We start from the raw sequence: 26,686 nt of genomic DNA, 5'->3' as shown, positions 1-26,686 counted from the left end.
ATGTTTCAGGACAATGGATACCTTCATCCTGAATCAGCCGAACGGAGTAAAAATGGGTCAGGAAAAGCTGTATATAGAGAAAGAGTTAAGTTGGCTATCCTTTAATGAACGCGTTTTACAAGAAGCGGCAGACAAAACCAACCCGCTGATTGAACGTATGCGCTTTCTTGGTATCTATTCCAATAATCTGGAAGAGTTTTATAAAGTTCGTTTTGCCGATCTCAAACGCCGCATTCTGATTGGAGAAGAGCAGGGTTCCCCCAGCACGCCACGCCATTTACTAAAAAAAATTCAGGCGCGGGTGCTGAAAGCTGACCAGGAGTTCGACAGTCTGTATAACGACCTGTTGCTGGAAATGGCGCGTAATCAGATCTTCCTGATCAACGAACGCCAGCTCTCTCCTAATCAGCAGAGCTGGCTGCGGCACTATTTTAAACACCATCTTCGCCAGCACATCACGCCGATCTTGATCAATCACGACACCGATCTGATCGAGTTCCTGAAAGACGATTATACCTACCTGGCCGTAGAGATTATTCGTGGTGAAGACATTCGTTACGCGTTGCTGGAAATTCCGTCAGATAAAGTTCCGCGTTTCGTCAATCTGCCGCCGGAAACCCCGCGTCGCAGAAAACCAATGATTCTGCTGGATAATATTCTGCGCTATTGCCTGGGTGACATTTTTCGTGGCTTCTTCGACTACGATGCGCTGAATGCCTACTCGATGAAAATGACCCGTGACGCCGAGTACGATCTGGTCACTGAAATGGAATCGAGCCTGCTGGAGCTGATGTCCTCAAGCCTGAAACAGCGCCTGAATGCCGAGCCGGTACGGTTTGTTTATCAGCGCGATATGCCTGATGCCATGGTTGAACTGCTGCGTAAAAAGCTGAACATTTCCAATTACGACTCCATTGTGCCCGGCGGTCGTTACCATAACTTCAAAGACTTCATCAGCTTCCCGAACGTGGGCAAAGCGAATCTGGTCAACAAACCTCTGCCGCAGCTGCGCCATATCTGGTTTGATCGCTTCCGCAACGGCTTTGATGCGATCCGCAACCGTGACGTGCTGCTCTATTATCCGTATCACACCTTCGAGCATGTGCTTGAACTGCTGCGCCAGGCGTCATTTGACCCGGCGGTACTGGCAATAAAAATCAATATTTACCGCGTGGCGAAGAATTCACGCATCATCGATGCGATGATCCATGCCGCCTATAACGGTAAGAAAGTTACCGTGGTCGTCGAGCTGCAGGCGCGTTTCGATGAAGAAGCCAATATTCACTGGGCGAAACGCCTGACGGAAGCCGGCGTGCATGTAATTTTCTCCGCTCCCGGACTGAAGATTCACGCCAAGCTGTTCCTGATTTCGCGCCGTGAAAACGGAGAGATTGCCCGCTATGCGCACATCGGCACCGGTAACTTTAACGAGAAAACCGCGCGTATCTACACCGACTACTCGTTGCTGACCGCCGATGCGCGTATCACTAACGAAGTGCGCCGGGTGTTTAACTTTATCGAAAACCCGTATCGCCCGGTCAGCTTTGAGCACCTGATGGTGTCACCGCAGAACTCGCGCAAAATGCTGTACCAACTGATTGATGCCGAGATTGCCAATGCGCAAAAAGGAATTTCGGCGGGTATTACGCTGAAGATCAATAACCTGGTGGATAAGGGGCTGGTCGATCGGCTGTATACCGCCTCCAGCGTTGGCGTTAAGGTTAATCTGCTGGTGCGCGGCATGTGCTCCCTGATCCCCAATCTGGAAGGGATCAGCGATAATATTCGTGTGATCAGCATTGTTGACCGTTATCTTGAGCATGACAGGGTCTATATTTTTGATAACGGCGGCGACAAAAAAGTCTTCCTCTCCTCCGCAGACTGGATGACACGCAACATCGATTATCGTATCGAAGTGGCTGTCTCCATACTTGACCCCATTCTTAAACAGCGTGTGCTGGATATTATTGCCATCCTGTTAAGTGATACGCTGAAAGCACGTTACGTCGATAAAGAGTTAAGCAACCGATATGTTCCGCGCGGTAACCGCCGCAAGGTCCGGGCCCAGCTTGCAATTTACGATTACATTAAATCTCTCGAGCAACCTGATTAATCACTATGCCAATTTCCCATAAAAGTACGCCCAAACCGCAGGAATTTGCTGCCATTGACTTGGGTTCGAACAGTTTTCACATGGTGATTGCCCGCGTAGTTGACGGGGCGATGCAGGTGCTCGGACGCCTGAAACAACGCGTGCATCTGGCTGACGGGCTGGACAGCAATAACGTCCTGAGCGAAGAGGCTATTCAGCGCGGTTTAGGCTGTCTGGCGCTGTTTGCCGAACGTTTACAGGGTTTCAGCCCGGCCAACGTTACGATTGTCGGTACGCATACCCTGCGCCAGGCAATTAACGCGGAAGACTTCCTCCAGCGTGCAGCCGATGTGATCCCTTACCCGATTGAAGTGATTTCCGGCCATGAAGAAGCCCGTTTAATCTTTATGGGCGTAGAACATACCCAACCGGAAAAAGGCCGCAAGCTGGTAATTGACATCGGTGGCGGATCCACCGAGCTCGTTATAGGTGAAGACTTTGAACCCAAGCTGGTTGAAAGCCGCCGCATGGGCTGTGTGAGCTTTGCCAATATGTACTTCCCTGGCGGCGCCATCAGTAAAGAGAACTTTAACCGCGCCCGGCTGGCAGCAGTGCAAAAACTGGAAACCCTGGCGTGGCAGTATCGTCTGATGGGCTGGCAGTTTGCGCTGGGTGCTTCTGGCACGATTAAAGCAGCCTGCGAAGTACTGCTGGCGATGGGGGAGAAAGAAAAGCTGATCACCCCGGAGCGCCTTGAGTTGCTGTACAACGAGGTTATCAAGCACAAGTCGTTTGATGCACTCAGCCTGCCAGGCCTCTCTGACGAGCGTAAAGGCGTCTTTGTGCCTGGCCTTGCCATTCTCTGTGGCGTGTTTGATGCCCTGGCGATCCGCGAACTGCGCCTGTCAGACGGCGCACTGCGTGAAGGTGTGTTGTATGAAATGGAAGGCCGCTTCCGTCATCAGGATATTCGCAGCCGCACAGCCCAGAGCCTGGCGAACCATTATGCTATCGACAGCGATCAGGCGCGCAGAGTTCTGGAAACGACAGAGTTACTCTACGAGCAGTGGCGCGCACAGAATACCCGGCAGGCGAACCCGCAGCTTGCCGCTCTGTTGAAGTGGGCGGCGATGCTGCATGAGGTTGGGCTGACGATCAACCACAGCGGTATGCAGCGGCATTCCGCTTATATCCTGCAAAATACCAATCTCCCGGGGTTTAATCAGGATCAACAAACGCTGTTGGCCACGCTGGTACGCTACCACCGTAAAGGCGTGAAAGTGGAAGATATGCCGCGCCTTACGCTGTTTAAACGTAAGCAGTTCCTGCCGCTGGTTTTCCTGTTGCGTTTAGGGACATTGCTCAATAATCAGCGCCAGGCGACGACTAAACCGAGCGATCTTCAACTGCAAACCGATGATGGCAACTGGACCCTGACGTTCCCAGCCGGCTACTTCAGCCAGAACAACCTGGTTCAGCTGGATTTAGAACGTGAGCAGACGTACTGGAAAGATGTCACGGGCTGGCAACTGACCATTCAGGAAGAAAGCTAAGCGTTATCGGTAAACGGCCACTCATGCGCTTATCATCGCGCAGAGTGGCCTTATTTTTGGTCAGCCACCGGCATGACCCACTGGAAAATGATGAACTGATAATCATGACTCAACACCTGGAAAGAGATTTCAGCAAGCAATACGGGCTGACCGCGCCCCATTCTGAAGTGGTGGAAGCCTCACGTTATTTTGACGGCGGTAAAGCGCTGGATGTCGGCTGCGGCAGTGGACGAAATACGCTGTATCTGAACAGCAAAGGCTTTGATGTGACGGCATGGGACAAAAACCCGGCCAGCCTGGCACGGCTTGACCAGATTATCTCCGCAGAAAACCTGAGCGGTATTCATACCGCCGAGCAGGACCTCAACCAGCTGCGCTTTAACGGGGCTTATGACCTGGTGCTGTCCACGGTAGTGATGATGTTCCTGCAGCCCGAAACCATCCCACAGCTGATTGCGGATATGCAAGCCAGCACGGTGCGGGACGGTTATAACCTGATCGTCGCCGCCATGGACACCACCGACTATCCTTGCAACCAGGGCTTTCCGTTCGCCTTTAAATCAGGTGAACTGAGCCACTATTACCGTAACTGGCATATTGTTAAATACAATGAAGATGTCGGCCAACTGCACCGAATCGATGAAAATGGCCAACGTATTTCCCTGCGTTTTGCCACGTTGCTGGCACAGAAGTCGATGGTTAAAGTCTGACAGCCAGACTGGCCGCTGTCTGTGCAGAGGCCAGATCATATAATGGTATCGGCGGACCCACGATAGCCCCCTGCAAGTAATCCACGCCCAACTTACGCAGTGCTTCGGCAGTGTCATCGTTATCAACGCACTCAGCCACCACCTGCATCCGTTTCAGCCGTGCGACGGCGCAAATCGATTGTATAATCTGATAATCCAGGCTGTTATCCAGCATATTGTTCACAAAGCTGCCATCGATTTTCAGTATATCGGCCTGTATCAGTTTCAGGCGCGAATAGCTGGAATAACCTTTACCAAAATCGTCAATCGCCACCCGGCAGCCAAGCTGGCGCAGTTGAGCAATGGAACGATTTCCCCAGCTGTGATCGCTGAGAATCGGTGACTCTTCCACTTCAACAATCAACTGCCACGGCTCGATGTCATGCACTTTAAGACGTGATGCAATGTCTTCCACAAACTGTGGACGACACAACGTTGCCGCAAAAAAATTGACCGCAAGACGGATCCCCGGCAATTGTTCCCGATGGCGATGGATAAATGCCAGGGCCTGGTCAAGCATCATACTGTCCACTTCCCAGGTCAGACCGAACTCACGCACCACCGGCAGAAAATGCCAGGGTTTAATATGTTCACCCTGTGCATTTACCATAAACAGCAGGATTTCATAGTAATCGTCGCCGCGAATACCCTTTATCCTTTGCGCCATCAGATGAAAACCCCCGCTCTGTAACGCCTGCTGGATAGTGTGCAGCATCACCAGTTTTTCCGCGATGTGCCTTTGTACCGGCACATTTTGTGCCTGCTGCATATTTTCTGCGTGGCCGCTGCGCAATGACATTTGTGCCATGGCACTCATCTCACCCAAAAGCTCATACAGATGAAGTACTGGCGGAATAACCGAGCAATAGCTGATCCCGACATCAGGATGAATAGGCAGGCCATCCCAGCTCAAATGGTAATCCTTCAGGCGGGCTTCAATCCCTTCGATCCGTGACTGATGCCCTGCATGCTCAAGACGTAAAACCAGATCGAAACCGGGAAGTTGATAAACATCTTCTCCGGGAAGCAGACAGGGCTGGAGATGTACGGCAAGGCTGCGCTTATACTGGATACGCAGTTGCAGGCCATAGGTCCGGCTCAGTCGATCCAGATCGGGAATACACAAAAAACAGAGCACAGAGCTGGAGCTGACCGCCAGATCCTTACTGAGCGCACGCAAGTTCGGCAAACCGATGACCGGATCGGTGAGCGCCATTTCTCGGGCTTTAGCCAGCAGTCGACGCTGCCGGGTACTGATGGCGGACATCAGTAAAATCGTCAAGGTGAAAACCAGGAGATTAGCAGAAACAACCGCAAGGTCATGGGGTTTCACTGACGTATTCATAAATCGATCGTGATACTGGTAAAGCACCACCAGCAATATTCCCCAACTGAGGGAGGTAAAAAGATAACCAAAACGCAGGGCAGCCCAGAGCATCAGCGGCAATAAAAAAGGCACCCCGTACTCGGTGGTCAGCAAATTTTCCGGGCTGGATCGGAGCTGTGTCAGCATCATGAGTGACGTCATCAGCATCACCAGCCATATCAACCACTCATGGCGCGTTACCGAAGGGGAACATTGTCGTTTACAGCGGTCGATAAAAATGAATAAAAACCGGGGTGTACGCAAAATGCGAATCAAAAAATAGAACAGCTGCACCAGGGCAAGCGAGGCCAGCAGTGTCGATTGATAGTTGAGCAGGGTATGCACTGAAAAAGGGTCAGGGGCAAAAACAGAGTTACTTTTCGGTAAAATACCCAACGGCATCATCAGCTGATTCAGTAAAATAAATACCGTCGGCATAGCAAATGCCAGCCAGAAAAGACGCACCGTAGCCAGATGCAGTTCACCAAAACTGACACCCCAGCGCACTTTCTCTTGATTGCGATATCCCCACCAGCAGAACGTCAAAGTGACAAGGAAAATAGAGATGATCAACACTGCCTGCAAGTGGGTATAACGGAAAAAATAGTGGAAACATAACGCGATAAAAATGCCTGGCAGTGCCGCCCAGTCAAAAACCATTAACATTGCAATCATCATCGCCAGAGGCAGATAGATAAGATAGACATAGCCGCCAGGGATCCAGAGCCTGACGGATAGCGAGGACGACAATGGCATAAGCAACAAGGCCAGTATCAGAGGTAATCCCCACCAACGGTTGATGAAGCGCTTCAGAAGAGCCGCTTTTTTCATTGAGTCAGGATATTTTTTAAGTGGTGTTGTTACGTTTTTATTCAAAAATGCCAGCCATGGCGATACTTATGAACGAAAGTATCTTATGAAATGTTGCGATATTGTAGGAGTAACATCTCATGTTAAATTGATTCAAATCAATTTAATGGCAATTAATGCGCACGTAAAAGCACTGTATTTATCCGTATGTTAACTAAATGAATCTATTTACCGTATCCACGTTGTCATCGCGATCGCCTTCTCCCATTGACCTCAGTAGCCCGCTGTGCGTAAATTACTCATCGCCCTTTTGGGTTAATAACAGGAAATTTTGCGTGAATAGCGCTATGTCATTCAGAAAACGTCAGAAAACCGGACGCATGACCCGGGTCATTTTGCTGGTCAGCTTTATCATTCTATTAGGACGACTGATCTATGTCGTTCCCGGTGCTATCGAACATCACCAGCAGAAAAAGAACGCTCCTGCGATCCCCACAACCGTCGTAAACGATAAGTAGCCACAACCCGGTGGCGATGATAAGCAGACGCTTTTCGGAGCTTTTGCAGATTAGTTATGTCTGAAATCCGCTAGACTATAACCTCATTTCGTCTTCTTCGTTAGCCAGACAAAAGGATGTTGTATGTCTGTAGCACCTTCTCATGTTCAGCAGCTGGCCGAAATTCGTAGCCGTATCCTTAATCTCCTGCTGAATGATAGCGATCTTGTTGACACGTTACATGAACGCCCACTGCGTGAATCTCCCGCCGAAGCCGAAGCGCATCGTGAGCAGGTTGATGAGATTAAACGCACCCTTCCCCTGCTGCATGCTGCCGACATTGCTGACCTGCTGGAAGCGCTGCCGGAAGATGAACGCCTGGCACTGTGGCGACTGATTGGCAATGACCGCCGTGGTCAGGTGCTGGTAGAGGCGTCAGAAAACGTCTGGGAAAGCCTGATTGAGGAGATGAGTGACCGCGACCTGCTGCGCGCTATCGCACCGCTGGACATTGATGAACAGGCCTACCTTGCTAAATATCTGTCGCGCGACTTAACTGGCCGGCTGCTGACCTCCCTTGATCCGGAATTGCGTTCACGCGTACTGGACGTGATGCATTTCGACCGCGACCGCGTTGGTCGCATTATGGACTTCAAGCTGGTCACCGTGCGGGCCGATGTCACTCTGGCTACCGTGCAACGTTTCCTGCGCCGGAAAAAGTCCATTCCCGATGGCACCGATAAACTGTTTATCACCGATAAGAATAATCGCCTGCTTGGCGAACTGCCGTTGACGGAAATTCTGCTGAATACGCCGGACAAAAGGGTGCATGAGGTGATGAACGATCGCCCGACCACTTTTTTGATCGATGATAAAGCCGAAGATGCGGCCGGTTCCTTCGAACGTTATAACCTGATTTCTGCTGCCGTTATTGATGCCAAAGGCAAGCTGATGGGGCGCGTGACCATTGAGGATGTGATCGACCTGGTCAACGATGAGAACGACAGTAACATTCGTAAAATGGGGGGGGTGAACCCGGAGGAAGATGTCTTCGCGCCGGTAAGAAAATCAGTCCGCACTCGCTGGGCCTGGCTGGCGATCAATCTGTGCACAGCGTTTATCGCGTCACGCGTTATTGGCCTGTTTGAGCACACAATTTCACAACTGGTGGCACTGGCCGCACTCATGCCGATTGTCGCCGGGATTGGTGGCAACACCGGTAATCAGACCATCACCATGATTGTGCGCGCACTGGCGCTTCACCAGGTGGAACCGGGGAACTTTACGTTTCTTATTGGCCGTGAGCTTGGCGTGGCGCTGATTAACGGCCTGTTCTGGGGCGGCATTATGGGAGGGGTAACCTGGGCGATGTACGGCAACCCGGCGTTGGGTGGTGTGATGATGCTGGCGATGTTGCTTAACCTGCTGCTGGCCGCTCTGATGGGCGTCCTGATCCCGCTACTGATGATCAAAATGAAACGCGATCCGGCGGTCGGTTCCAGCGTGCTGATCACCGCGCTGACAGATACCGGCGGCTTCTTTATCTTCCTCGGTCTGGCGACGCTGTTCCTGTTGCACTGATGAATAAGATATTACGTATTTTGTTATAAAATGATAATTAATGGTTAATTATGTGATTCATTGCGCAGAAAATTTCCCCCCCACCGCCTAATCTAACAAAAAATAACAAACATTCTCGTCAATTCACCTTTCCGGGTCACAGGCTAGCCCTGTGCACCGGGAACAGGATGACTATTGCCTGAATAAAGCACATCTCCTACTCTATCCGACAAAGGAAACCCAATGAATTCATCGATATCGGCTCTCCCGCCACCCTCTGCGGTCAGCGATTTGGAAGAGAATGCCTGGAAACGCGCCGTCTGGCGTATCCTGCCGATTTTGACTGTCAGTTATATTTTCGCCTATCTCGACAGAATCAACGTCGGCATTGCCAAACTTCAAATGTCCAGCGATCTCGCCTTTTCCGAAACGGTTTACGGTCTCGGTGCTGGGATCTTCTTTATCGGCTTCTTCTTTTTTCAGGTGCCAAGCAATATGGCGCTGCACCGCTTTGGTGCCCGCCGTCTGCTGGCCGCACTGCTCGCCTCCTGGGCAGTGATTGCACCGCTTACCGCGCTGGTGTCGACACCTTTTCAGTTTTACGCCGTGCGTTTCCTGCTTGGCCTGACGGAATCCGGTTTTTACCCCGGGGTCATCCTTTATCTTTCGCTGTGGTTCCCCTCCTATCGGCGTGGGAAAATGTTTGCCCTGTTTGCAGCAGCGGTTCCCTTGTCAGGACTGATTGGCGGGCCACTATCCGGCTGGATTATGGACTATTTCCATAATGCCCACGGGATGGCAGGCTGGAAGTGGCTGTTTATCATTCAGGGAACCCCTTCTCTGCTGATCGGCATACTGGTGTTCTTTTTACTCCCCGACCGCATTGAAAATGCAAACTGGCTGAGTGCGGAAGAAAAGACCCTGCTGAATATCCGCCTGAAAGAAGATGCAGTGCAAGATTCCCCTGGTGCGCAGGCGACACTGGGTAGTGTATTGCGTAACGGCAAGCTGTGGTTGCTGACGTTTATCTACTTCTGCCTGATTGCCGGTTTTTATACCGTCAGCTTTTGGCTGCCGACGCTGGTACGCAATGCCGGGGTCGAGGATGTCTTCACCGTGGGCCTGCTGACGACCATCCCTTATGCCGCGGCGATTGTCACCATGATCGTGGCTTCGCGCAGCGCAGACCGTCACCGCGAACGCCGCTGGCACCTCGCCGTCATTGCCGTTATCAGCGGCGTGGGCATGGTGATTTCCGCTCTCTACAGCGACAACCTGTGGATCGCCATGTTCGGCCTGACACTGGGGGCGGCAGGTGGACTGAGTACTCTGCCACTGTTCTGGAGCCTGCCGACAGCCTTCCTGGGAGGCACGATGGCAGCCGTAGGTATCGCACTGATTAACTCCTTCGGTAACCTTGCCGGCTTTGTTGCGCCTTATCTGATGGGAATACTGACCGACCTCACGCACTCCACCCTGACCGGCATGATGATCATCTCCTGCACCCTGTTCGTGGGCGCTGCGGCTATCTTTTTGATCCCTGGTCGCATCGTCAACCGCTAACCTCAATGAGGCATATTATGAATATCGTTGTTACCGGCGCTGCCGGATTCCTGGGAAAAAAACTGGTTCAGGCACTGCTGGCAAAAGGTTCACTGCACGATGCAAACGGACAGCCACAGCCGATTAAACAGATTACGGCCATTGATATTGCGCCCCTCAGTGGCATTGATGACCGACGCCTGATCGTCCGCTGTGGGGATATCAGCAACCGTACCGAGCTGGAAACGCTGATTGATGCGCAAACAGACAGTGTTTTTCATCTGGCGGCGATCGTTTCAGGTCAGGCCGAACAGGATTTCGATCTGGGGATGAAAATCAACGTTGACGCTGCCCGTCAGGTTATGGAGCGACTGCGTGCATTGCCACAGTGCGTACGCCTGGTCACCACCAGTTCGGTGGCGGTGTTCGGCGGCAAGCTCCCCGAGAAAGTCCCTGACGACCAGGTCTGGATGCCGCAAAGTTCCTATGGCACTCAGAAAGCCATGAACGACCTGTTGCTGTCCGACTACAGCCGTAAGGGCTTCCTCGATGGGCGCAGCCTGCGTATGCCCACTATCGTTGTACGCCCGGGTAAGCCGAATGCAGCCGCCTCCAGCTTTGCCAGCGGTATTATTCGCGAACCCATCAACGGAGAGCGTGCGAACTGCCCGGTCAGCCTGGCCACGCGTCTGTGGTTAATGTCTCCAGCCCGGGCTGTACAGGCGCTGCTCCTTGGGCACGAACTGAACGGTGAAGATTTGGATCAGGGCCGCGTCATTAATCTGTGCGGCCTGTCGGTGACGGTAGAAGAGATGCTGGCTTCACTCAGGCGTATCAGCGGTGATGGAGTCTTATCACGAATCAGCCATCAGCCCGACCCGGCTATCGTTAAGATCGTTAACTCCTGGCCCGGTGATTTCCATGCCCACTATGCCAACCGCCTGGGTTTCCAGGCCAATGCCTCATTTGATGAAATGGTCAGAGAATATCTGGCTGAGAGCGATGCCGCTGAATCTCTTTGCTGAGATTGAGGTTTAGCGCAGCGGCAGCCGCTTCCTGAACATTCTCAGGAACGCGGTAACCGCCGCGTTTTTCCAGCCATGTCAGCACCTCGGCAAGGTGCCAGATCGTCGCAGTGCCTTCATGGATCGGTGCCGGAAAGGTATGATAATGCGCCAGCATCAGCTTGCGCATATTTTGCCGGGTAACACCTATCAGATCAGCGACATCCGTCAGGCCTACGTAATCCGGTGAAACTTCAAACAGTCGGGCATCCGGCAGTACGCTCCGGACCTGCTCCAGTGCGCTCTCCATCGCCTGCTGCGCTGACGATGCTTCACGGATAAACTCCAGCGCGATACGCCCTGGGATGCCCAGGCCAATCAGGGCATCATCACAACCCGCCTCAGCCAGCCGTTCAACGAGTGCATCGCCGTCTTCTTCTGTCTGGCCAACTAACTGATATTTTAGTGTAAAGGTGTATTCCATGGCGTCTTATTCCTTCCATTGCGTTCAAATCGTTGGCTCATCGTGCAGTGATCCACAACGCGCTTAAGCTGCCTGGCGTGATTCACTGCATTTTTTGGCGTACTCCATACACAACTGATGCAGAACTCTCCGCAACGGCACTGTGCGCTATTCCAGGGACAATATATTTTCCCCCAGGCATGACTGCCACCACAGACCACCCGCCAGCCTTGCTGCTCGGCATGTTTGAGGACTATTTCGATTTCCTTGATAGCATGAGTACGACGCGCCATATTTCCCCTCCAGTATCTATCGCCATATACCGGTTGTCAACTGACAACCTTAATGGAATGATGAGATAATGTCTCCGATAAAGGGAAAGTACCAGTGGTGTGGTAACTGACTGCGAAGCATGTCGGGAACTATTGCTTCGGGTTGCAGGCAGGGAAAAATATTTGCGTATCTGTTCGCAAATCGCGCCGTCTGCGAACAGGAAAATAACCGACTCAGATCCCCGAATTTTCTTTTTGCAAATTATCGTCACCCAGCCCGCCGATAAAAGGCAGGCGGAGCTGTAGCGGTGAGAAACCCAGTCCGAGGTTCAGCCCCAGTACGTTGATTTCAAATCCTTCTTCTGCGCCCAGTGTGACCGCTGCCACACCCAACACCGACACCTGTAATCCACGCCCGGAAGGCGGCAACCCGATCGGATTCAGCAGCGAACGATAATCTTTGCCAATCGCATTCGCGGGGAGATTCAGTTTCAATGCCGGGACTTCACGGCCAATATGGGCGAGAAAAGTGTTGCTGTTGGGTCCCGGCCAGGCGTGATAGGTTTGCGGCCAGGGATAAGAACCAATCGCCGCCACGATCCCAGGGATCATCGCTTCAGCTTCTGCTCCGCGATGATCCACCAGCAAGCGAGGACGCGAGCCATACCAGTACGCATCCGGAAGATTGCGGTTACGCCGCACTTTATCGTCGCTTCCCCAACTGATGACTTCATACCGGCTGTAGCGGGTTTCCCCTGCACGTTTAAAAATAATCCACGGATGCACTGCCACTGCCCCTTTCCAGCCGTAGGTGGGGGCCGCATAGACCTGCACAATCGCCATGTTGGCAAAACGCTGAGGATCGGGTGCCTGCCCGGAAGAATCACTCCGCGCCGTCGCCCAGCCCTGTGCACCCGCATCATTATGGCGCGTGGCCTGTGCCAGGCTTGCTCCCAGCGACAACAGCGTAATACAGAGCAAAATCAGGCTCAGGGCTTTCAGTGAGAACATAGCGGGGATTCCTGACAGGAGTGGATTTATCAGCATACCTGATTGCCCGGGGTTGCACAGCGCCGGGGCGTATCATCCCGTCGGGGTTTACACACATTTTCACTGCGCTAAGATAATTGGCATTCACAGGGAGGACAGAATGAATATCACCGTATCTGACTGTGTGGCGTTTGCGGCATTGGTTGTCTCGATGGTCAGTATGCGTTATGCAAAGCAACAGAATCAGCATTCCCGGATAGCCGCGCATAATGATTACCGTTCCTATCTCTCTGAACAGCACGCCCCCTATCGTAAAGCGTTAAAACAGATCCGCGATCGCCACAAAGACGACATTTCGCAGCTCAGCAGGCTGGCAGGGGAAACGCTGACCAACGTCGTGCATCAGTTCGATCGCTTTGATCTCAAGAACCACACGCCGCGTTATTTACGCCATCTGCTGCATGAAAGTTCCGAAATGGTTTTTTGGGCATTTCGCGAGCAGTTAGCCTGGCAAACCGCAGAAAATTTGACATGGAGACTGGCAGCGTTTATTCACATTGAAGACCACCTGAACGCCCTGGACAGCCACTCAGGTGATGCCGATTTCAGAGCGGTTTCACAACAAAAATATCTGGCCGATCCCAACCGTCTTCTTGAAAGCGATCTGAAGAACGATATCTATTTTTGCCATCTGGTATCCGAACTGAAATCACGCATCAACCCGGAACAAAATGCAGAGCTGTTATTAACCATGCAGCGCGAAATCGCCCCTTTCCGCGCTGAGCTGGAAAGGCTGCAACCTCAGTTTCAGGCAAGTGCAACGGTGCTGGATGACCTGATCGTCGAGGGCGTTACCGAGCACTTTTCACTGAAGGAGTCCGCGGAACTCTATCAGGCAATGAAAAAGAACAGGGCGATACTGAACACGTTAGGCCGACTTTATTTCCAGCCGATCAGTGAAAATTATGCCAGTAAATACTCAAATGCCGTTTCCCTGAGTATTCATACCTGCGCCATACTGCAGATGATCCAGGGCGTTTCAATGTGGGGCGTTGAGTTTAACAAGGGTAAAAATAACGGAGCAGCTGATTGATGCGCTATGAATTCGTTGAAGTCCTTAACGACCTGATTGATTACTTTTTGATTGGCGACCTTCGTCTGCTGAAAAAATTCAAGGACGACAACCTACTCAGTGACGATCTGGCCTCGGAATTTGCCAGCAATGACAGCGGTGACAGGGCTGTGCAGAACGGCATCGTCATCCCTTTAGCGGGCATTGAAAATTACCCGTACACGATTATTTTCAACCTTTCGAATGAGATGCCGGAGCTGCTTAAGCCGGAGAGCCGTTTACAGCATCGGCGCGGCGGCTACTTCCTGCGGATTGAAAACCAGCAGCTCCTGCTCTTCACATGGCGGATTCTGCAAAACTTCACCGATGCCGATATCCACTCACTGCAGGAACGCTATCGCCAGCCGGGACGGCCACAGATCGCGCTTGAGAATGGCCTGTATAATGTTGAAATCCTCGGCGGTGAAGTGCTCAGAGGTGAGGACTACGAACCCGCTTTTGAGTTCGTTTTAACGAAAACTGAACGCGCCGATATTACGTCTAAGGTCGATATCAACTATCGTTTCACCATCGACAGCAGCACTTATTAATTATCCTGAGGCAACGTCAGCTATGAATTCAGACACCCACTCGCCAGCCCCGGCCAGCGACCTTCCCCCTCTGGCCTGGCCAGAATTTGCCGATGATAACGCCCGGCTGGACTGGTGGCGTGTCTGCGCACTGGCCTGGCTCGACCAGTGGGATAATCCGTCTCCGCTGACGCCTGTTAAACCAGAAGATGTGGTCGCACTTGAACAGCGCCTGGGCTGCACCCTCCCTCCGTTACTGCGCACGTATCATGAGCAGATTGGCACGCTGGACCTGGCCGAAACGCTGTGTAGCGTGACACCTGCCAAATACGCCAGCATTGAACCACTGCATAACGCCTACCCCGGCATCAGTGACATTCTGGAAGATGCACCCGATGCCGACGCGCTTTGGGCGCTGGTCAGGCAACTGGTCGTCTTCGGTGACTATCTGGGCAACGGCAATATGTGGTGCTTTCATGTTGAGACCGGCGAGGTGTGGTATTTCGATCACGACAGCTCGCCGATGCTGACGCAAATCTTCAGCGACGTGGGCCAGTACCTCGACGTGCTGATGTTTATGTGCCTGCTGGCCGTTCACGGTGAGGAGGACAATGAGGAGCTGCTGCGTGAGCATCTGGGCGATGCTATCGTGGAGAAGTGGATGTATTGAGGTGACGGAAAATGCTGCCGGAATCCAATAAAAAAGCCCGCGAATGCGGGCTTCGTTCATTCAGTTATCTGTTAGTGATAACGAGAGGGAGAAAAATCATTCCCACTCAATCGTCGCCGGTGGTTTACCTGAAATATCGTAAACCACACGGGAAATCCCGTCGACTTCGTTGATGATGCGGTTGGATACGCGGCCGAGGAAATCATACGGCAGATGCGCCCAGTGTGCGGTCATAAAGTCGATGGTCTCGACAGCACGCAGGGAAACCACCCAGTCGTACTTACGGCCATCGCCCATCACGCCGACAGAACGGACGGGCAGGAAGACGGTAAAGGCCTGGCTGACTTTGTTGTACAGGTCGGCTTTATGCAGCTCTTCAATGAAGATCGCATCGGCACGACGCAGCAGGTCACAGTACTCTTTCTTCACTTCACCCAGTACGCGCACACCCAGGCCCGGGCCCGGGAACGGGTGACGGAACAGCATTGCGTGCGGCAGGCCCAGTTCCAGGCCGATTTTACGCACTTCGTCTTTAAACAGCTCACGCAGTGGTTCAACCAGGCCCATCTTCATTTCTTTCGGCAGACCACCCACGTTGTGGTGCGATTTGATCACGTGCGCTTTGCCAGTAGCAGAAGCGGCTGATTCAATCACATCAGGGTAGATAGTTCCCTGGGCCAGCCACTTCACGTCTTCCAGCTTCAGAGCTTGTTCATCGAAGACTTCAACGAAGACGCGGCCGATGATTTTACGCTTGGCTTCCGGCTCATCTGTGCCTGCCAGTGCGTCGAGGAAGCGTTTTTCGCCTTCCACATGAATGATGTTCAGACCGAAATGGTCACCAAACATCTCCATCACCTGCTCTGCTTCGTTCAGGCGCAGCAGGCCGTTGTCGACAAAGACGCAGGTCAGACGGTCGCCAATCGCACGGTGCAGCAGCATTGCGGTCACAGAGGAGTCAACGCCGCCGGACAGGCCGAGAATCACTTTATCGTTGCCGACCTGCACACGCAGACGTTCAACGGCATCTTCAATGATTTTAGCCGGGGTCCACAGGGCTTCACACTGGCAGATATCCAGCACGAAACGCTCCAGCAGACGCAGACCCTGACGGGTGTGTGTCACTTCCGGGTGGAACTGTACGCCGTAGAAGCGCTTCTCTTCGTTGGCCATAATGGCAAACGGACAGGAGTCGGTGCTGGCAACGGTCACGAAGTCAGACGGGATCGCCGTCACTTTGTCGCCGTGGCTCATCCACACGTCCAGCAGCGGCTTACCGGCTGGGCTGATCGCATCTTCGATGTCACGGATCAGCGCGCTGTTGGTCTGTACTTCAACCTGAGCATAACCAAATTCACGCTCGCTGGAGCCTTCAACTTTGCCGCCCAGCTGCATCGCCATCGTCTGCATGCCGTAGCACACGCCCAGAACCGGAACGCCTGCGTTAAACACATAGTCAGGTGCGCGAGGGCTGTCGTTTTCAGTGGTGCTTTCAGGGCCGCCGGAGAGGATGATGCCGTTCGGGTTAAAACCACGAATCTGCTCTTCGGTCACGTCCCACGCCCACAGTTCACAGTAGACACCCAGTTCACGCACGCGGCGGGCAACCAGTTGCGTATACTGCGAACCGAAATCGAGGATCAGGATGCGATGTTTATGAATATTTTCCGTCGTCATTGGGCTATTCCAGGCGATGTAGTACAAATTCGGGATTACGAGTAAAACGCCCGGCAGTGAAGCCGGGCGTGCAGTACAGGGTTATCAGGAACCCATGCGGTAGTTCGGCGACTCTTTGGTGATGGTCACGTCATGAACGTGGCTTTCCTGAATACCCGCACCGCTGATACGCACAAATTCAGCCTTGGTGCGCAGGTCGTCGATGGTAGCACAGCCGGTCAGGCCCATACAGGAGCGCAGGCCACCCATTTGCTGGTGTACGATCGCTTTCAGGTAGCCTTTGTAGGCTACGCGGCCTTCGATACCTTCCGGCACCAGTTTGTCAGCGGCATTGTCGGTCTGGAAGTAACGGTCAGACGAACCTTTCGACATCGCGCCCAGGGAGCCCATACCGCGATAGGATTTGAATGAACGGCCCTGGTAGAGTTCGATTTCGCCCGGAGATTCATCGGTCCCGGCCAGCATGGAACCGACCATCACGGCAGCAGCGCCCGCGGCAATCGCTTTGGCGATATCACCGGAGAAGCGGATACCGCCATCGGCGATAACCGGGATCCCGGTGCCTTCCAGCGCTTCTACCGCGTCAGAAACAGCGGTAATCTGCGGCACACCTACGCCCGTTACGATACGGGTGGTACAAATTGAGCCAGGGCCGATACCGACTTTCACCGCGCTCACGCCTGCTTCAGCCAGCGCCAGTGCACCAGCGCCTGTCGCGACGTTACCGCCCACGATTTGCAGGTCAGGGTATTTTGCACGGGTATCACGGATACGTTGCAGTACGCCTTCAGAATGGCCGTGTGAGGAGTCGATCAGCAGCACGTCAACACCGGCCGCGACCAGCGCATCCACACGCTCTTCGTTACCGGCACCGGCACCCACAGCAGCGCCTACGCGCAGGCGGCCGTGCTCGTCTTTACAGGCGTTAGGTTTACGTTCGGCTTTCTGGAAGTCTTTTACGGTGATCATGCCCAGCAGGTGGAAGCTGTCATCCACAACCAGCGCTTTCTCAACGCGTTTTTCGTGCATTTTATGCAGCACAACTTCACGCGCTTCGCCTTCTTTCACCGTCACGAGACGTTCTTTCGGCGTCATCACGGCAGAAACAGGCAGGCTCAAATCCGTCACGAAGCGGACGTCACGGCCGGTGATGATCCCCACCAGTTCGTTTTCGCCGTTCACCACCGGGTAACCGGCAAAGCCGTTACGTTCGGTCAGAATTTTTACTTCGCTCAGGGCAGTGGTGGGCAACACGGTCTGCGGGTCAGTAACCACGCCACTTTCGTGTTTCTTCACTTTGCGCACTTCTTCAGCCTGGCGCTCAATGGACATGTTTTTGTGAATAAAGCCCAGACCACCTTCCTGTGCTAGTGCAATAGCCAGACCCGCTTCGGTCACGGTATCCATAGCAGCGGACAACATAGGAATGTTTAAACGGATGGTTTTGGTAAGTTGGGTGCTGAGGTCAGCCGTGTTTGGCAGTACAGTTGAATGTGCAGGAACGAGCAAAACGTCGTCAAATGTCAGGGCTTCTTTAGCGATTCTTAGCATGGCAATATCTCAACCTCAGGGTGAATGAGAACTTGTAAAATATTGCCGCGGCATTATACAGGGCGTAATCGATTGCCTCCAGCATTATTTACGAAAAACTCTTGATCCCCTGACTGAGCCATGTAGTATCGGTTAATTAACCCTCTGATTTAAAGTTTGATCTTCATCACATGTCGCTACCTCCAACCGCCAATATTTTTACCGTCAGCCGTCTCAATACGACAGTGCGCAAGCTACTGGAGATGGAAATGGGCCAGGTCTGGTTGAGCGCGGAGATCTCAAATTTCTCCCAGCCCTCTTCCGGTCACTGGTACTTCACGTTGAAGGATGATGGCGCCCAGGTTCGCTGTGCGATGTTCCGCAACAGCAACCGCCGTGTCATCTTCCGTCCGCAAAATGGCCAGCAGGTTTTGGTGCGCGCCACCATTACGCTGTATGAGCCACGCGGCGACTACCAGTTGATTGCCGAAAGTATGCAACCCGCCGGAGATGGCCTGTTGCAGCAACAGTTCGAGCAACTGAAGCAGCGGCTGATGTCAGAAGGACTGTTTGAGCAGAGCCATAAACAGGCACTGCCGGACCCGGCACGCCAGGTTGGGGTGATCACCTCTGCCAGCGGTGCCGCGCTACACGACGTGCTACGCGTGCTACAGCGACGCGACCCGTCACTGCCCGTGGTTATCTACCCGACCCAGGTACAGGGCGCAGAAGCGCCCTCAGGCATCGTACGGGCCATTGAGCTGGCCAATGCGCGCAATGAGTGCGATGTATTGATTGTGGGACGCGGCGGCGGCTCGCTGGAAGACCTCTGGAGTTTTAACGATGAGCGTGTGGCGCGGGCAATTTATGCCAGCCGCATTCCGATTGTCAGCGCCGTCGGGCATGAAACCGATGTGACCATCGCCGACTTTGTGGCCGACCTGCGCGCGCCCACGCCTTCTGCGGCAGCGGAGCTGGTCAGTCGTAATCAGTTCGAACTGCTGCGCCAGCTCCAGTCACAACAGCAGCGGCTGGAAATGGCGATGGATTATTACCTCGCGCAGCAGCAGCGGACTTTCACCCGCATTCAACATCGTCTGCAACAACAGCACCCGCAACTGCGTCTGGCACGCCAGCAGACGGCGCTGATGAAGCTACAGCGCCGACTGGATGATGCCATGCAGCTCAGGCTTCGCCAGGCAGTACGCCAGCAGGAGCGCGTGGGGCAGCGTCTGAGTGCCATTCGCCCGGAAATGCGCGTCCAGCGCGCCGGACAGCAGCTCCAGCAGTGGCATCACCGCCTGCAACAGGCCATGCAGCAGCAGCTCAACGCCAATAAACAGCGCTTCGGCAATCTTGCGGCCCAGTTGGAAGGGGTCAGCCCGCTGGCCACGCTGGCACGTGGTTTCAGTGTCACCACAGCGGCAGACGGCCAGGTCGTGAAAAAGACGCAACAGCTACACCCTGGTGACGTGCTGAAAACCCGCCTGGATGACGGTTGGGTGGAGAGTGAAGTCACCGCTATTACGCCGCTGAAGAAAGCGCGTAAACGCAGCGAGTCTTTGTCACGCAAATGAGTCTGGCGGCCGTTGAGACCGACTGACTCATTTCACCCCGGCAAATGTCTGTTGCCGGTCGTTATTGAGAAATCAGCTGTTCGATGTCCGCTAATACCTGTTGTTGATCCATTGGCTGCCGGTCATGGATGCCCATGTCAAAAGCTTGCAGGCTTGCCTCCAGTTTTTGCAGTAAGACTTCATCATCCCGCACACAGAAAATATAGGCATTTTCAAATGGCAGCAGGGTGATTAACCTTAATGCGTGCGGCTTTAAATAAAAATTAATATGCTCGAGCCACGGCACGAAATAGGCTATCTCATAGGGATCAATACTGGCTGTTGACCAATCTATTTTCTCGATAGCTGAAAAAATAAAGTCCGCGGGTGCTTCAGGCATAGATAAATCAGACAGCGTTTTTAATGCGGGAATATCACCGGTGTATTCTTTCCATTCCTCATAGACCATGAGGTTTTGCGCGCTAAGGTGCTTATACAGCCACTCTAAGAGCGTAAACTGCTCATCATTAAGTGGTTTTTCGCTCTGTAATGGCGCGGTATCCAATGCTGGAATGCACTGTTTCAGTGTTATTATCAGGTTTTCTATCTTTTCCATTAATCTCTCCTTTTATTCATTATCAGAGGGGATAAACGTTATGACTCAATTATAACAGCGCGCTTAGTGTTTCCCGCCCTGGCTCAAAAGATCCGATAATTGCATGATTTTACCCCCTCATCCAGGACGGATAGTGTTAACTCCACAAAGTGACCGACAAAAAAAGCCCCTTCAGCGATGAAGGGGCTTTTTTGACATCAGGTTAGCGAGTGAGTCGCTGCGCCTTATTTGTCCAGTGCGTAAGCGATCACATAGTCACCACGATCGGGGGACTGACGCGCACCGCCCGCAGAGATGATGATGTACTGCTTACCGGTTTTCGGTGATTTGTAGCTCATCGGGCCACCCTGGCTGCCCACTGGCAGACGGGCTTTCCATACTTCTTTACCGGTTGAGGTATCGAATGCACGCAGGTAGTAATCCTGCGTTCCTGCGATAAACACCAGGCCGCCCTGTGTTGCCAGCGTACCGCCCAGTGTCGGCATACCTACCGGCATCGGTGCATGCATTTTCACGCCTAGCGGACCGGTGTCCTGCACGGTGCCAACCGGAACCTGCCATACCACTTTCTGTGTTTTCAGGTCGATAGCCGAAAGCGTACCAAATGGTGGCTTCTGGCAAGGGATACCCATTGGCGACATAAAGCGGTTTTTGTTCACGGCATACGGCGTGCCTTTCAGCGGAACGGCCCCCATACCAGTGTTAACCGCTTCACCGCCATCGCTGGCTTTCGCATCGGCTTTCACCGGCACCATCTGCACCCACAGGCCCAGACGCATGTCATTGGCGAAGATGTAGTGGTTATTCGGATCGGTCGACAGGCTGCCCCAATTCATGCCACCCAGCGATCCCGGGAAGCTAAGAGAGAGGTCAGTCCCCGGTACAGTGTACAGGCCATCGTAACGCATGGATTTGAAACCAATACGGCAAGCCAGCTGATCAAATGGCGTCGCGCCCCACATGTCAGACTCTTTCAGCGTACCCGCACCAATCTCCGGCATACCTACGGATTTCGGCTGCGTTGGGGTGTACTGCTCGTTCGGGATGTTACCTGGTTTAACCGGCACTTCCTTCACTTCCGTCAGAGGCTGCCCCGTCAGACGGTCCAGCACAAAGATCTGGCCCGCTTTCGTACCAAACACCACCGCTGGCTTCGTGCTGCCATCTTTCTGTGGGAAGTCGATCAGGCTTGGTTGCATCGGAATATCGAAGTCCCACAGATCGTTATGCACGGTCTGATAAACCCACTTCTCTTTACCGGTGGTCGCATCCAGTGCCAGAATCGAAGCACCGTATTTATGATCCAGCGCGTTACGGTTCGCACCCCACAGGTCAACAGACGAGCTTCCCATCGGCAGGAACACGGTGTTCATGCCCGCGTCATAGGACATCGGTGCCCAGGAGTTCGGCGTGCTGCGAACGAAGGTTTTACCCTCTTCCAGTTTCGCATTTGGATCCTGGTTGCCCGGGTCAAAGGCCCAACGCATTTCACCGGTGATCACATCAAAGCCGCGCAGTACGCCGCCAGGCATATCAGTCTGCACGTTATCCGCCACACGGCCACCGACGACAACAGTCGTACCGGCCAGAGTTGGCGCTGAGGTTAACTGATATTTCGGATCGCTGGCATCGCCCAGGCCGGCTTTCAGGTCAACAAAACCTTTGTCACCGAAGTTCTGGCACATTTCACCATTGTCGGCGTTGATCGCGACCAGACGCGCATCGATGGTGTTCATCAGAATACGGCGCTGACAGGTATCGCCCGCAGCCAGCGTCACAGGTGTGACAGGCGTTGAGTTAGGAACGGTAGGCTGTTCCAGCGGTTTGCTGACATCGAAATAGGCCAGGCCACGGCAGCGGTTCCAGACCTGAGACTGTGCGTTAATCTCGGTTTTCCAGAGCTGCTTACCGGTATCAGCATCCAGAGCAATCACGTTGTTATGCGGAGTACAGAGGAATACGCGATCACCAATCTGCAATGGTGTTTGCTGATCTTCAGCGCCGCTGCCGGTCGGGCTTTCCGGGATATCACCGGTGTGGTAGGTCCAGACAGGTTTCAGATCTTTCACGTTATCGCGGGTGATCTGGTCCAGAGCCACAAAGCGGCTACCGCCTGCGGTGTTACCGTAGTTATCCCAGTTTTTCTGCTCCGTTGACTTATCAACGGGCACCAGCGGCAGCTCCTGACCATTTGCGACGGTCGGATGCGGCTGGAACATGCCATAAAGGGTTGCCAGCAGGCCAACCACGGTCACCACGCCAAGGCCATAAGCCCCTTTCGCGCAGGCAGGTTTGCCTTCATGTTTGCGCAGAGACGGCCAGGTGATCAACGCTAGCAGCAGCATACCTGCCAGGAACATCAGGCGGGAAACCAGCGGCCAGAAGTCGATACCGGCATCCAGCACAGCCCAGATGGCGGAACCAATAAACACCAGAGCAAAAATCACCACTGCGGAAGCCCGGCGACGGAAGAACTGGATGGCGGACAGCACGGTGACAATACCGGCAATCACGAAATACCAGCTCCCACCGAGTGAAACTAATTTTCCCCCACCAATGACAAAGTAAAGGCCTGTTGCCAGTAAAATTAATCCCAGCAAGAAACACCACAGGCCCAGCCATTTAGATGACCCGGCATTTATTTGAGGCATAGCAGAAATACTCCTGGAGAAAATAAGGCAGCTTTTTATGAATACCTTATTTTTATTAACATGTTACACGGAAGCGATCCCGTCCTGCTTTCACCGCTGATGCTCTGACCTCACGGCTGGCGTGGCTGAGCACCGGTAGCAAGCGGCAGGATTGTACCACCAGGTTCATAATCTGATAAACAGAAAATTAACAACCCGTCTATCTTCGATAACTATAGACGGGAAATCGCACAAAATGATTATCGTGATTATTTCCGGGGTTTATGGATTATCAACGGGGAGTAATAGCAGGTGTTTTTTGGACATCAAGCCGTGCCCATGCTCACAGAAGTAGTCCACTGCGCCACAGGCTTTCAGGACAGTCAGAGGAAGATGGCAATCAGGGCAACAGGCAACGAAATGATGCTGGCAGTGCGGGCAGAAAACACCGCTGTCCGTGGTCGTGAGGGGGTGCTGGCAATGCGGGCAAAGTCTGTCCATCGGGTTTCTCCATCGTCTTTGCTTTTCAGCATAAAACAAAGGGGGCCATCAGGCCCCCTTGTGGATCAACGTTTGTTCTTTTTCAGATGGCTCATTAAGCGCTGGCGCTTACGCTGCTGATTTGGCGTCAGCAGGTTACGTTTGCCTTCATAAGGGTTCTCACCCTCTTTGAACTGAATACGGATTGGCGTACCCATGATTTCCAGTGAACGACGGAAGTAGTTCATCAGATAACGTTTGTAGGAGTCCGGCAGGTCTTTCACCTGGTTTCCGTGGATGACCACAATCGGTGGGTTATATCCCCCGGCGTGGGCATATTTCAGCTTCACGCGGCGGCTACGCACCAGCGGCGGCTGATGGTCATCGGCAGCCATGTTCATAATACGCGTCAACATGGAGGTGTTAACACGACGTGTTGAACAGTCGTAAGCTTCGGTCACCGATTCAAACAGGTTACCCACGCCACTGCCGTGCAGAGCAGAGATAAAGTGAATACGGGCGAAGTCGATAAAGCCCAGACGGTAGTCCAGTTGCTCTTTCACTTCATCACGGATTTCCTGTGACAGACCATCCCACTTGTTGACCACAATCACCAGTGAGCGCCCACTATTGAGGATAAAGCCCAGCAGTGAGAGGTCCTGATCGGAAATGCCTTCGTGCGCATCAATGACCAGCAGAACAACGTTGGCATCTTCAATCGCTTTCAGGGTTTTGATCACCGAGAACTTTTCAACGGTTTCAGTGATTTTTCCGCGTTTACGCACCCCGGCCGTATCGATCAGGACATATTCACGCCCGTCACGCTCCATCGGGATATAAATACTGTCACGCGTGGTACCCGGCATGTCGTAAACCACCACGCGCTCTTCACCGAGAATACGGTTAGTGAGCGTTGACTTACCTACGTTCGGACGACCGACAATCGCCAGCTTGATCGGCAGATCCAGCGGGTTGAAATCATCTTCTTCGTCTTCCGGCATTTCGCCGTTGGCTTTGGCTTCTTTTGCCGCAAACTCCGCCCAGTAGGCTTCGTTTTCTTCTTCTTCCGTCAGCTCACGTTCTGGCGCAACAACATCCATCCATGGCAGCAATACCAGTTCCAGCAGGCTGGTGACACCACGCCCGTGGGAAGCAGCAATCGGATGGATTTCGCCCAGACCGAGTGACCAGAAATCGACCACGGCAGAGTCGGCATCCAGGCCATCGGTTTTGTTGGCAACGATAAAGGTTGGCTTATCGCGCGAACGCAGGTGCTTGGCAATAGCGGTGTCAGCAGGCATCAGCCCGGCACGCGCATCGACCATAAACAGCACAACATCGGCTTCTTCAATCGCCAACAGCGACTGTTCCGCCATGCGTGTTTCCACGCCCTCTTCGTTGCCGTCGATACCACCGGTATCGATACAAATAAACTCACGCCCTTCTATTTCGGCGCGACCATATTTGCGATCTCGAGTCAGCCCTGGAAAATCCGCCACCAGCGCATCTCGTGTACGCGTTAAACGGTTAAACAGGGTGGATTTTCCCACATTGGGACGCCCGACAAGCGCGACCACAGGTACCATAGTGAAGCCTCATAACTAAAAAATAAGCGCCTGGCTGCGATATTATTCGCTGTTCCGGCAGATAAACTGCCGCTGTACTCAGGCCGATGGCGCCTAGAATAACACGCCTTGGATAAAACAAAACGGCCCCTGAACAATCAGGAGCCGCTTACCCTTCAACTTTCAGCCCGCTGCAGTCGCGGCAGGCTGAATTCTGTGGGGCACAGACTTGCTGAGGAATTAACGCGTAATCGCGTAAACCTCACCGTCTTTAGACTGAATAAGCAGCTTGTCGCTGGCAACAACCGGTTCGGTCTGGAAACCGGAGCTGTCCAGTTTCTGTTGAGCAACAAAACGGCCATCGTCAGTATTGATCCAGTGCAGATAACCTTCGCTGTCACCGACGACCAGATAGCCATTATACAGAACGGGTGATGTCAGGTTACGGTGCAGCAGATCGCTCTGGCGCCACAGGCTCACGCCACCGTCGGTATTCAGTGCAATCACACGGTCATCCTGGTCTACCAGGAAGATGCGGCCACCGTCGACGATCATGTCGTGAACGGAACCGATTTCGCGTTTCCACAGAATCTGGCCTGAACGCAGGTCCAGCGCGGTCAAATTACCGTTATAGGCTAAGGCATACACGACACCGTTAACGATAACCGGCGTTGTGTCTACGTCGGCCAGGCGATCGATTTCCGTCGCACCACTTGGCTGGGAGATACGTTGCTGCCAGATAATCTGGCCCTGGTTCATAATCACCGCGCTGACGCGGCCGTTATCACCACCAACAATGGCAGCACCAAAGGCCGTCGCAGGTGCAGACTCACCGCGCAGACTCAGGGCTGGCACGTCGAGGTTAACGGTCCACTTGATGTTACCGCTGGTCTGATCCAGACCTTGCAGCATGCCGTTGCTGGTATGAACCAGCACCAGGCCATCGCTGACAACCGGACGGGACAACACTTCACCGGCCGCTTTAGTCTGCCAGGCGATAGAGCCATCGCTGGTGTTCAGCGCATAAACCTGACCACGCTCACTACCGACATAGACATGACCCGCATCAACGGTCAGGCCACCGGAAAGCAGCGCGGGAATATTGCTGGATAACCAACCGGTTTTTTCTGCCAGGTCGACTTTCCACTGTTCTTTGCCATCGCCTGAATTCAGCGCTTTGACCACACCGTGGCGGTCAGCGGCATAGACGGTATTCTCAGACCAGGCCGGGTGCAGGTTGGAGTAGAAATCACCTACGCCATTGCCCACTGAGGTGCTCCAGACTTTTTCTGGTTCGAACTGATTCTGCACTGTCGGCAACGGTGACATTTTGACAACATCTTCTTCACCGCTGAACCATGAACATCCGCTGAGCAAGGTGACTGACATCAGTCCCGGCAGAAGTAACTTACGCAATTCCATG

General features: G+C 53.3%; 21 protein-coding genes. 11 read left to right on the top strand and 10 right to left on the bottom strand.

What is annotated here, in order from left to right; all coding sequences use genetic code 11:
* The first annotated feature begins 52 nt into the window (after nucleotides 1–52).
* From ppk1 to tehB, 3 genes are read left to right on the top strand one after another with little or no spacing between them, the layout of a single operon-like run.
* Complete coding sequence (gene ppk1 / locus FY046_RS18110) at nucleotides 53–2,113, top strand: polyphosphate kinase 1 (RefSeq protein ID WP_133845893.1); 2,061 nt, start codon at nucleotides 53–55, stop codon at nucleotides 2,111–2,113.
* A gap of 5 nt (nucleotides 2,114–2,118) precedes the next feature.
* Nucleotides 2,119–3,645: an exopolyphosphatase gene (ppx, locus tag FY046_RS18105; protein ID WP_133845892.1), complete on the top strand. Its 1,527-nt coding sequence runs from the start codon at nucleotides 2,119–2,121 to the stop codon at nucleotides 3,643–3,645.
* 23 nt (nucleotides 3,646–3,668) lie between these two features.
* A complete protein-coding gene (gene tehB, locus FY046_RS18100) occupies nucleotides 3,669–4,355 on the top strand; it encodes a tellurite resistance methyltransferase TehB (protein WP_133845891.1) in 687 nt (228 codons plus the stop codon).
* On the opposite strand, the gene FY046_RS18095 is transcribed toward tehB, so the two are convergent.
* A complete protein-coding gene (locus FY046_RS18095; RefSeq protein WP_133845890.1) occupies nucleotides 4,345–6,591 on the bottom strand; it encodes an EAL domain-containing protein in 2,247 nt (748 codons plus the stop codon). The genes tehB and FY046_RS18095 overlap by 11 nt on opposite strands.
* Before the next feature lie 314 nt (nucleotides 6,592–6,905).
* Between FY046_RS18095 and FY046_RS18090 the strand changes: the two genes are divergently transcribed.
* From FY046_RS18090 to denD, 4 genes are all read left to right on the top strand, one after another.
* Nucleotides 6,906–7,088, top strand: coding sequence for a YfgG family protein (locus tag FY046_RS18090; protein WP_133845889.1), 183 nt, complete (start codon nucleotides 6,906–6,908; stop codon nucleotides 7,086–7,088).
* 123 nt (nucleotides 7,089–7,211) lie between these two features.
* Complete coding sequence (mgtE, locus tag FY046_RS18085) at nucleotides 7,212–8,648, top strand: magnesium transporter (RefSeq protein ID WP_133845888.1); 1,437 nt, start codon at nucleotides 7,212–7,214, stop codon at nucleotides 8,646–8,648.
* 222 nt (nucleotides 8,649–8,870) lie between these two features.
* Nucleotides 8,871–10,190 (top strand): MFS transporter, encoded by a 1,320-nt coding sequence (locus FY046_RS18080; RefSeq protein ID WP_133845887.1) that lies wholly within the window; start codon nucleotides 8,871–8,873, stop codon nucleotides 10,188–10,190.
* 17 nt (nucleotides 10,191–10,207) lie between these two features.
* On the top strand, nucleotides 10,208–11,194 hold the full coding sequence (gene denD, locus FY046_RS18075) for a D-erythronate dehydrogenase (protein WP_167864718.1): 987 nt from the start codon (nucleotides 10,208–10,210) through the stop codon (nucleotides 11,192–11,194).
* Here denD and FY046_RS18070 read toward each other — a convergent pair.
* Together FY046_RS18070 and FY046_RS18065 are read right to left on the bottom strand one after the other, a co-directional pair.
* Complete coding sequence (locus FY046_RS18070) at nucleotides 11,148–11,657, bottom strand: helix-turn-helix transcriptional regulator (RefSeq protein ID WP_159338048.1); 510 nt, start codon at nucleotides 11,655–11,657, stop codon at nucleotides 11,148–11,150. The genes denD and FY046_RS18070 overlap by 47 nt on opposite strands.
* A 485-nt stretch (nucleotides 11,658–12,142) precedes the next feature.
* Entirely contained in the window at nucleotides 12,143–12,919 is a 777-nt protein-coding gene (locus FY046_RS18065; RefSeq protein ID WP_167864717.1) for a DUF3750 domain-containing protein, read from the bottom strand.
* A gap of 139 nt (nucleotides 12,920–13,058) precedes the next feature.
* Between FY046_RS18065 and FY046_RS18060 the strand changes: the two genes are divergently transcribed.
* The 3 genes from FY046_RS18060 to FY046_RS18050 are packed head-to-tail and all read left to right on the top strand — an operon-like array spanning nucleotide 13,059 to nucleotide 15,209.
* A complete protein-coding gene (locus FY046_RS18060) occupies nucleotides 13,059–13,991 on the top strand; it encodes a hypothetical protein (protein WP_446186338.1) in 933 nt (310 codons plus the stop codon).
* A complete protein-coding gene (locus FY046_RS18055; protein WP_446186337.1) occupies nucleotides 13,988–14,560 on the top strand; it encodes a hypothetical protein in 573 nt (190 codons plus the stop codon). Before FY046_RS18060 ends, FY046_RS18055 begins: the two co-directional genes overlap by 4 nt.
* 22 nt (nucleotides 14,561–14,582) lie before the next feature.
* Nucleotides 14,583–15,209, top strand: coding sequence for an SMI1/KNR4 family protein (locus FY046_RS18050; RefSeq protein WP_167864714.1), 627 nt, complete (start codon nucleotides 14,583–14,585; stop codon nucleotides 15,207–15,209).
* A 96-nt stretch (nucleotides 15,210–15,305) separates the two neighbouring features.
* Here FY046_RS18050 and guaA read toward each other — a convergent pair whose 3' ends face one another.
* Nucleotides 15,306–16,886 carry a glutamine-hydrolyzing GMP synthase gene (guaA, locus tag FY046_RS18045; protein ID WP_133845877.1) on the bottom strand — a complete coding sequence of 527 codons (1,581 nt, stop codon included), beginning with the start codon at nucleotides 16,884–16,886 and terminating at the stop codon, nucleotides 15,306–15,308.
* Nucleotides 16,887–16,970: 84 nt separating this feature from the next.
* Nucleotides 16,971–18,437 carry an IMP dehydrogenase gene (gene guaB, locus FY046_RS18040; RefSeq protein ID WP_133845876.1) on the bottom strand — a complete coding sequence of 489 codons (1,467 nt, stop codon included), beginning with the start codon at nucleotides 18,435–18,437 and terminating at the stop codon, nucleotides 16,971–16,973.
* 170 nt (nucleotides 18,438–18,607) lie between these two features.
* Between guaB and xseA the strand changes: the two genes are divergently transcribed.
* Complete coding sequence (gene xseA, locus FY046_RS18035) at nucleotides 18,608–19,993, top strand: exodeoxyribonuclease VII large subunit (RefSeq protein WP_446186336.1); 1,386 nt, start codon at nucleotides 18,608–18,610, stop codon at nucleotides 19,991–19,993.
* 61 nt (nucleotides 19,994–20,054) lie between these two features.
* Here xseA and FY046_RS18030 read toward each other — a convergent pair whose 3' ends face one another.
* From FY046_RS18030 to bamB, 5 genes are all read right to left on the bottom strand, one after another.
* Nucleotides 20,055–20,588 carry a hypothetical protein gene (locus tag FY046_RS18030; protein ID WP_167864711.1) on the bottom strand — a complete coding sequence of 178 codons (534 nt, stop codon included), beginning with the start codon at nucleotides 20,586–20,588 and terminating at the stop codon, nucleotides 20,055–20,057.
* A gap of 224 nt (nucleotides 20,589–20,812) precedes the next feature.
* Nucleotides 20,813–23,239, bottom strand: a complete 2,427-nt coding sequence (locus FY046_RS18025) for a glucose/quinate/shikimate family membrane-bound PQQ-dependent dehydrogenase (protein ID WP_167864710.1) — start codon at nucleotides 23,237–23,239, stop codon at nucleotides 20,813–20,815.
* A 261-nt stretch (nucleotides 23,240–23,500) separates the two neighbouring features.
* Nucleotides 23,501–23,719, bottom strand: coding sequence for a zinc ribbon domain-containing protein (locus FY046_RS18020; RefSeq protein ID WP_133845872.1), 219 nt, complete (start codon nucleotides 23,717–23,719; stop codon nucleotides 23,501–23,503).
* A gap of 65 nt (nucleotides 23,720–23,784) precedes the next feature.
* Nucleotides 23,785–25,284, bottom strand: coding sequence for a ribosome biogenesis GTPase Der (gene der / locus FY046_RS18015; RefSeq protein WP_133845871.1), 1,500 nt, complete (start codon nucleotides 25,282–25,284; stop codon nucleotides 23,785–23,787).
* A gap of 219 nt (nucleotides 25,285–25,503) precedes the next feature.
* Nucleotides 25,504–26,685 carry an outer membrane protein assembly factor BamB gene (gene bamB, locus FY046_RS18010; protein ID WP_133845870.1) on the bottom strand — a complete coding sequence of 394 codons (1,182 nt, stop codon included), beginning with the start codon at nucleotides 26,683–26,685 and terminating at the stop codon, nucleotides 25,504–25,506.
* Nucleotide 26,686: the final 1 nt, after the last annotated feature.

The sequence above is a fragment of the Erwinia sp. 1181_3 genome (assembly GCF_052824965.1).
Note: the sequence above shows the minus strand (reverse complement) of the source record. Positions and strands in the feature narration are given on the sequence as shown.

Coding starts and splice junctions, on each gene's coding strand:
- FY046_RS18030 (WP_167864711.1), bottom strand. CDS start 20,588: ATGGAAAAGATAGAAAACCTGATAATAACACTGAAACAGTGCATTCCA.
- ppx (WP_133845892.1), top strand. CDS start 2,119: ATGCCAATTTCCCATAAAAGTACGCCCAAACCGCAGGAATTTGCTGCC.
- FY046_RS18095 (WP_133845890.1), bottom strand. CDS start 6,591: ATGAAAAAAGCGGCTCTTCTGAAGCGCTTCATCAACCGTTGGTGGGGA.
- FY046_RS18025 (WP_167864710.1), bottom strand. CDS start 23,239: ATGCCTCAAATAAATGCCGGGTCATCTAAATGGCTGGGCCTGTGGTGT.
- FY046_RS18080 (WP_133845887.1), top strand. CDS start 8,871: ATGAATTCATCGATATCGGCTCTCCCGCCACCCTCTGCGGTCAGCGAT.
- FY046_RS18050 (WP_167864714.1), top strand. CDS start 14,583: ATGAATTCAGACACCCACTCGCCAGCCCCGGCCAGCGACCTTCCCCCT.
- mgtE (WP_133845888.1), top strand. CDS start 7,212: ATGTCTGTAGCACCTTCTCATGTTCAGCAGCTGGCCGAAATTCGTAGC.
- FY046_RS18065 (WP_167864717.1), bottom strand. CDS start 12,919: ATGTTCTCACTGAAAGCCCTGAGCCTGATTTTGCTCTGTATTACGCTG.
- guaA (WP_133845877.1), bottom strand. CDS start 16,886: ATGACGACGGAAAATATTCATAAACATCGCATCCTGATCCTCGATTTC.
- tehB (WP_133845891.1), top strand. CDS start 3,669: ATGCGCTTATCATCGCGCAGAGTGGCCTTATTTTTGGTCAGCCACCGG.
- ppk1 (WP_133845893.1), top strand. CDS start 53: ATGGGTCAGGAAAAGCTGTATATAGAGAAAGAGTTAAGTTGGCTATCC.
- FY046_RS18060 (WP_446186338.1), top strand. CDS start 13,059: ATGAATATCACCGTATCTGACTGTGTGGCGTTTGCGGCATTGGTTGTC.
- FY046_RS18070 (WP_159338048.1), bottom strand. CDS start 11,657: ATGGAATACACCTTTACACTAAAATATCAGTTAGTTGGCCAGACAGAA.
- der (WP_133845871.1), bottom strand. CDS start 25,284: ATGGTACCTGTGGTCGCGCTTGTCGGGCGTCCCAATGTGGGAAAATCC.
- denD (WP_167864718.1), top strand. CDS start 10,208: ATGAATATCGTTGTTACCGGCGCTGCCGGATTCCTGGGAAAAAAACTG.
- FY046_RS18020 (WP_133845872.1), bottom strand. CDS start 23,719: ATGGACAGACTTTGCCCGCATTGCCAGCACCCCCTCACGACCACGGAC.
- guaB (WP_133845876.1), bottom strand. CDS start 18,437: ATGCTAAGAATCGCTAAAGAAGCCCTGACATTTGACGACGTTTTGCTC.
- bamB (WP_133845870.1), bottom strand. CDS start 26,685: ATGGAATTGCGTAAGTTACTTCTGCCGGGACTGATGTCAGTCACCTTG.
- xseA (WP_446186336.1), top strand. CDS start 18,608: ATGTCGCTACCTCCAACCGCCAATATTTTTACCGTCAGCCGTCTCAAT.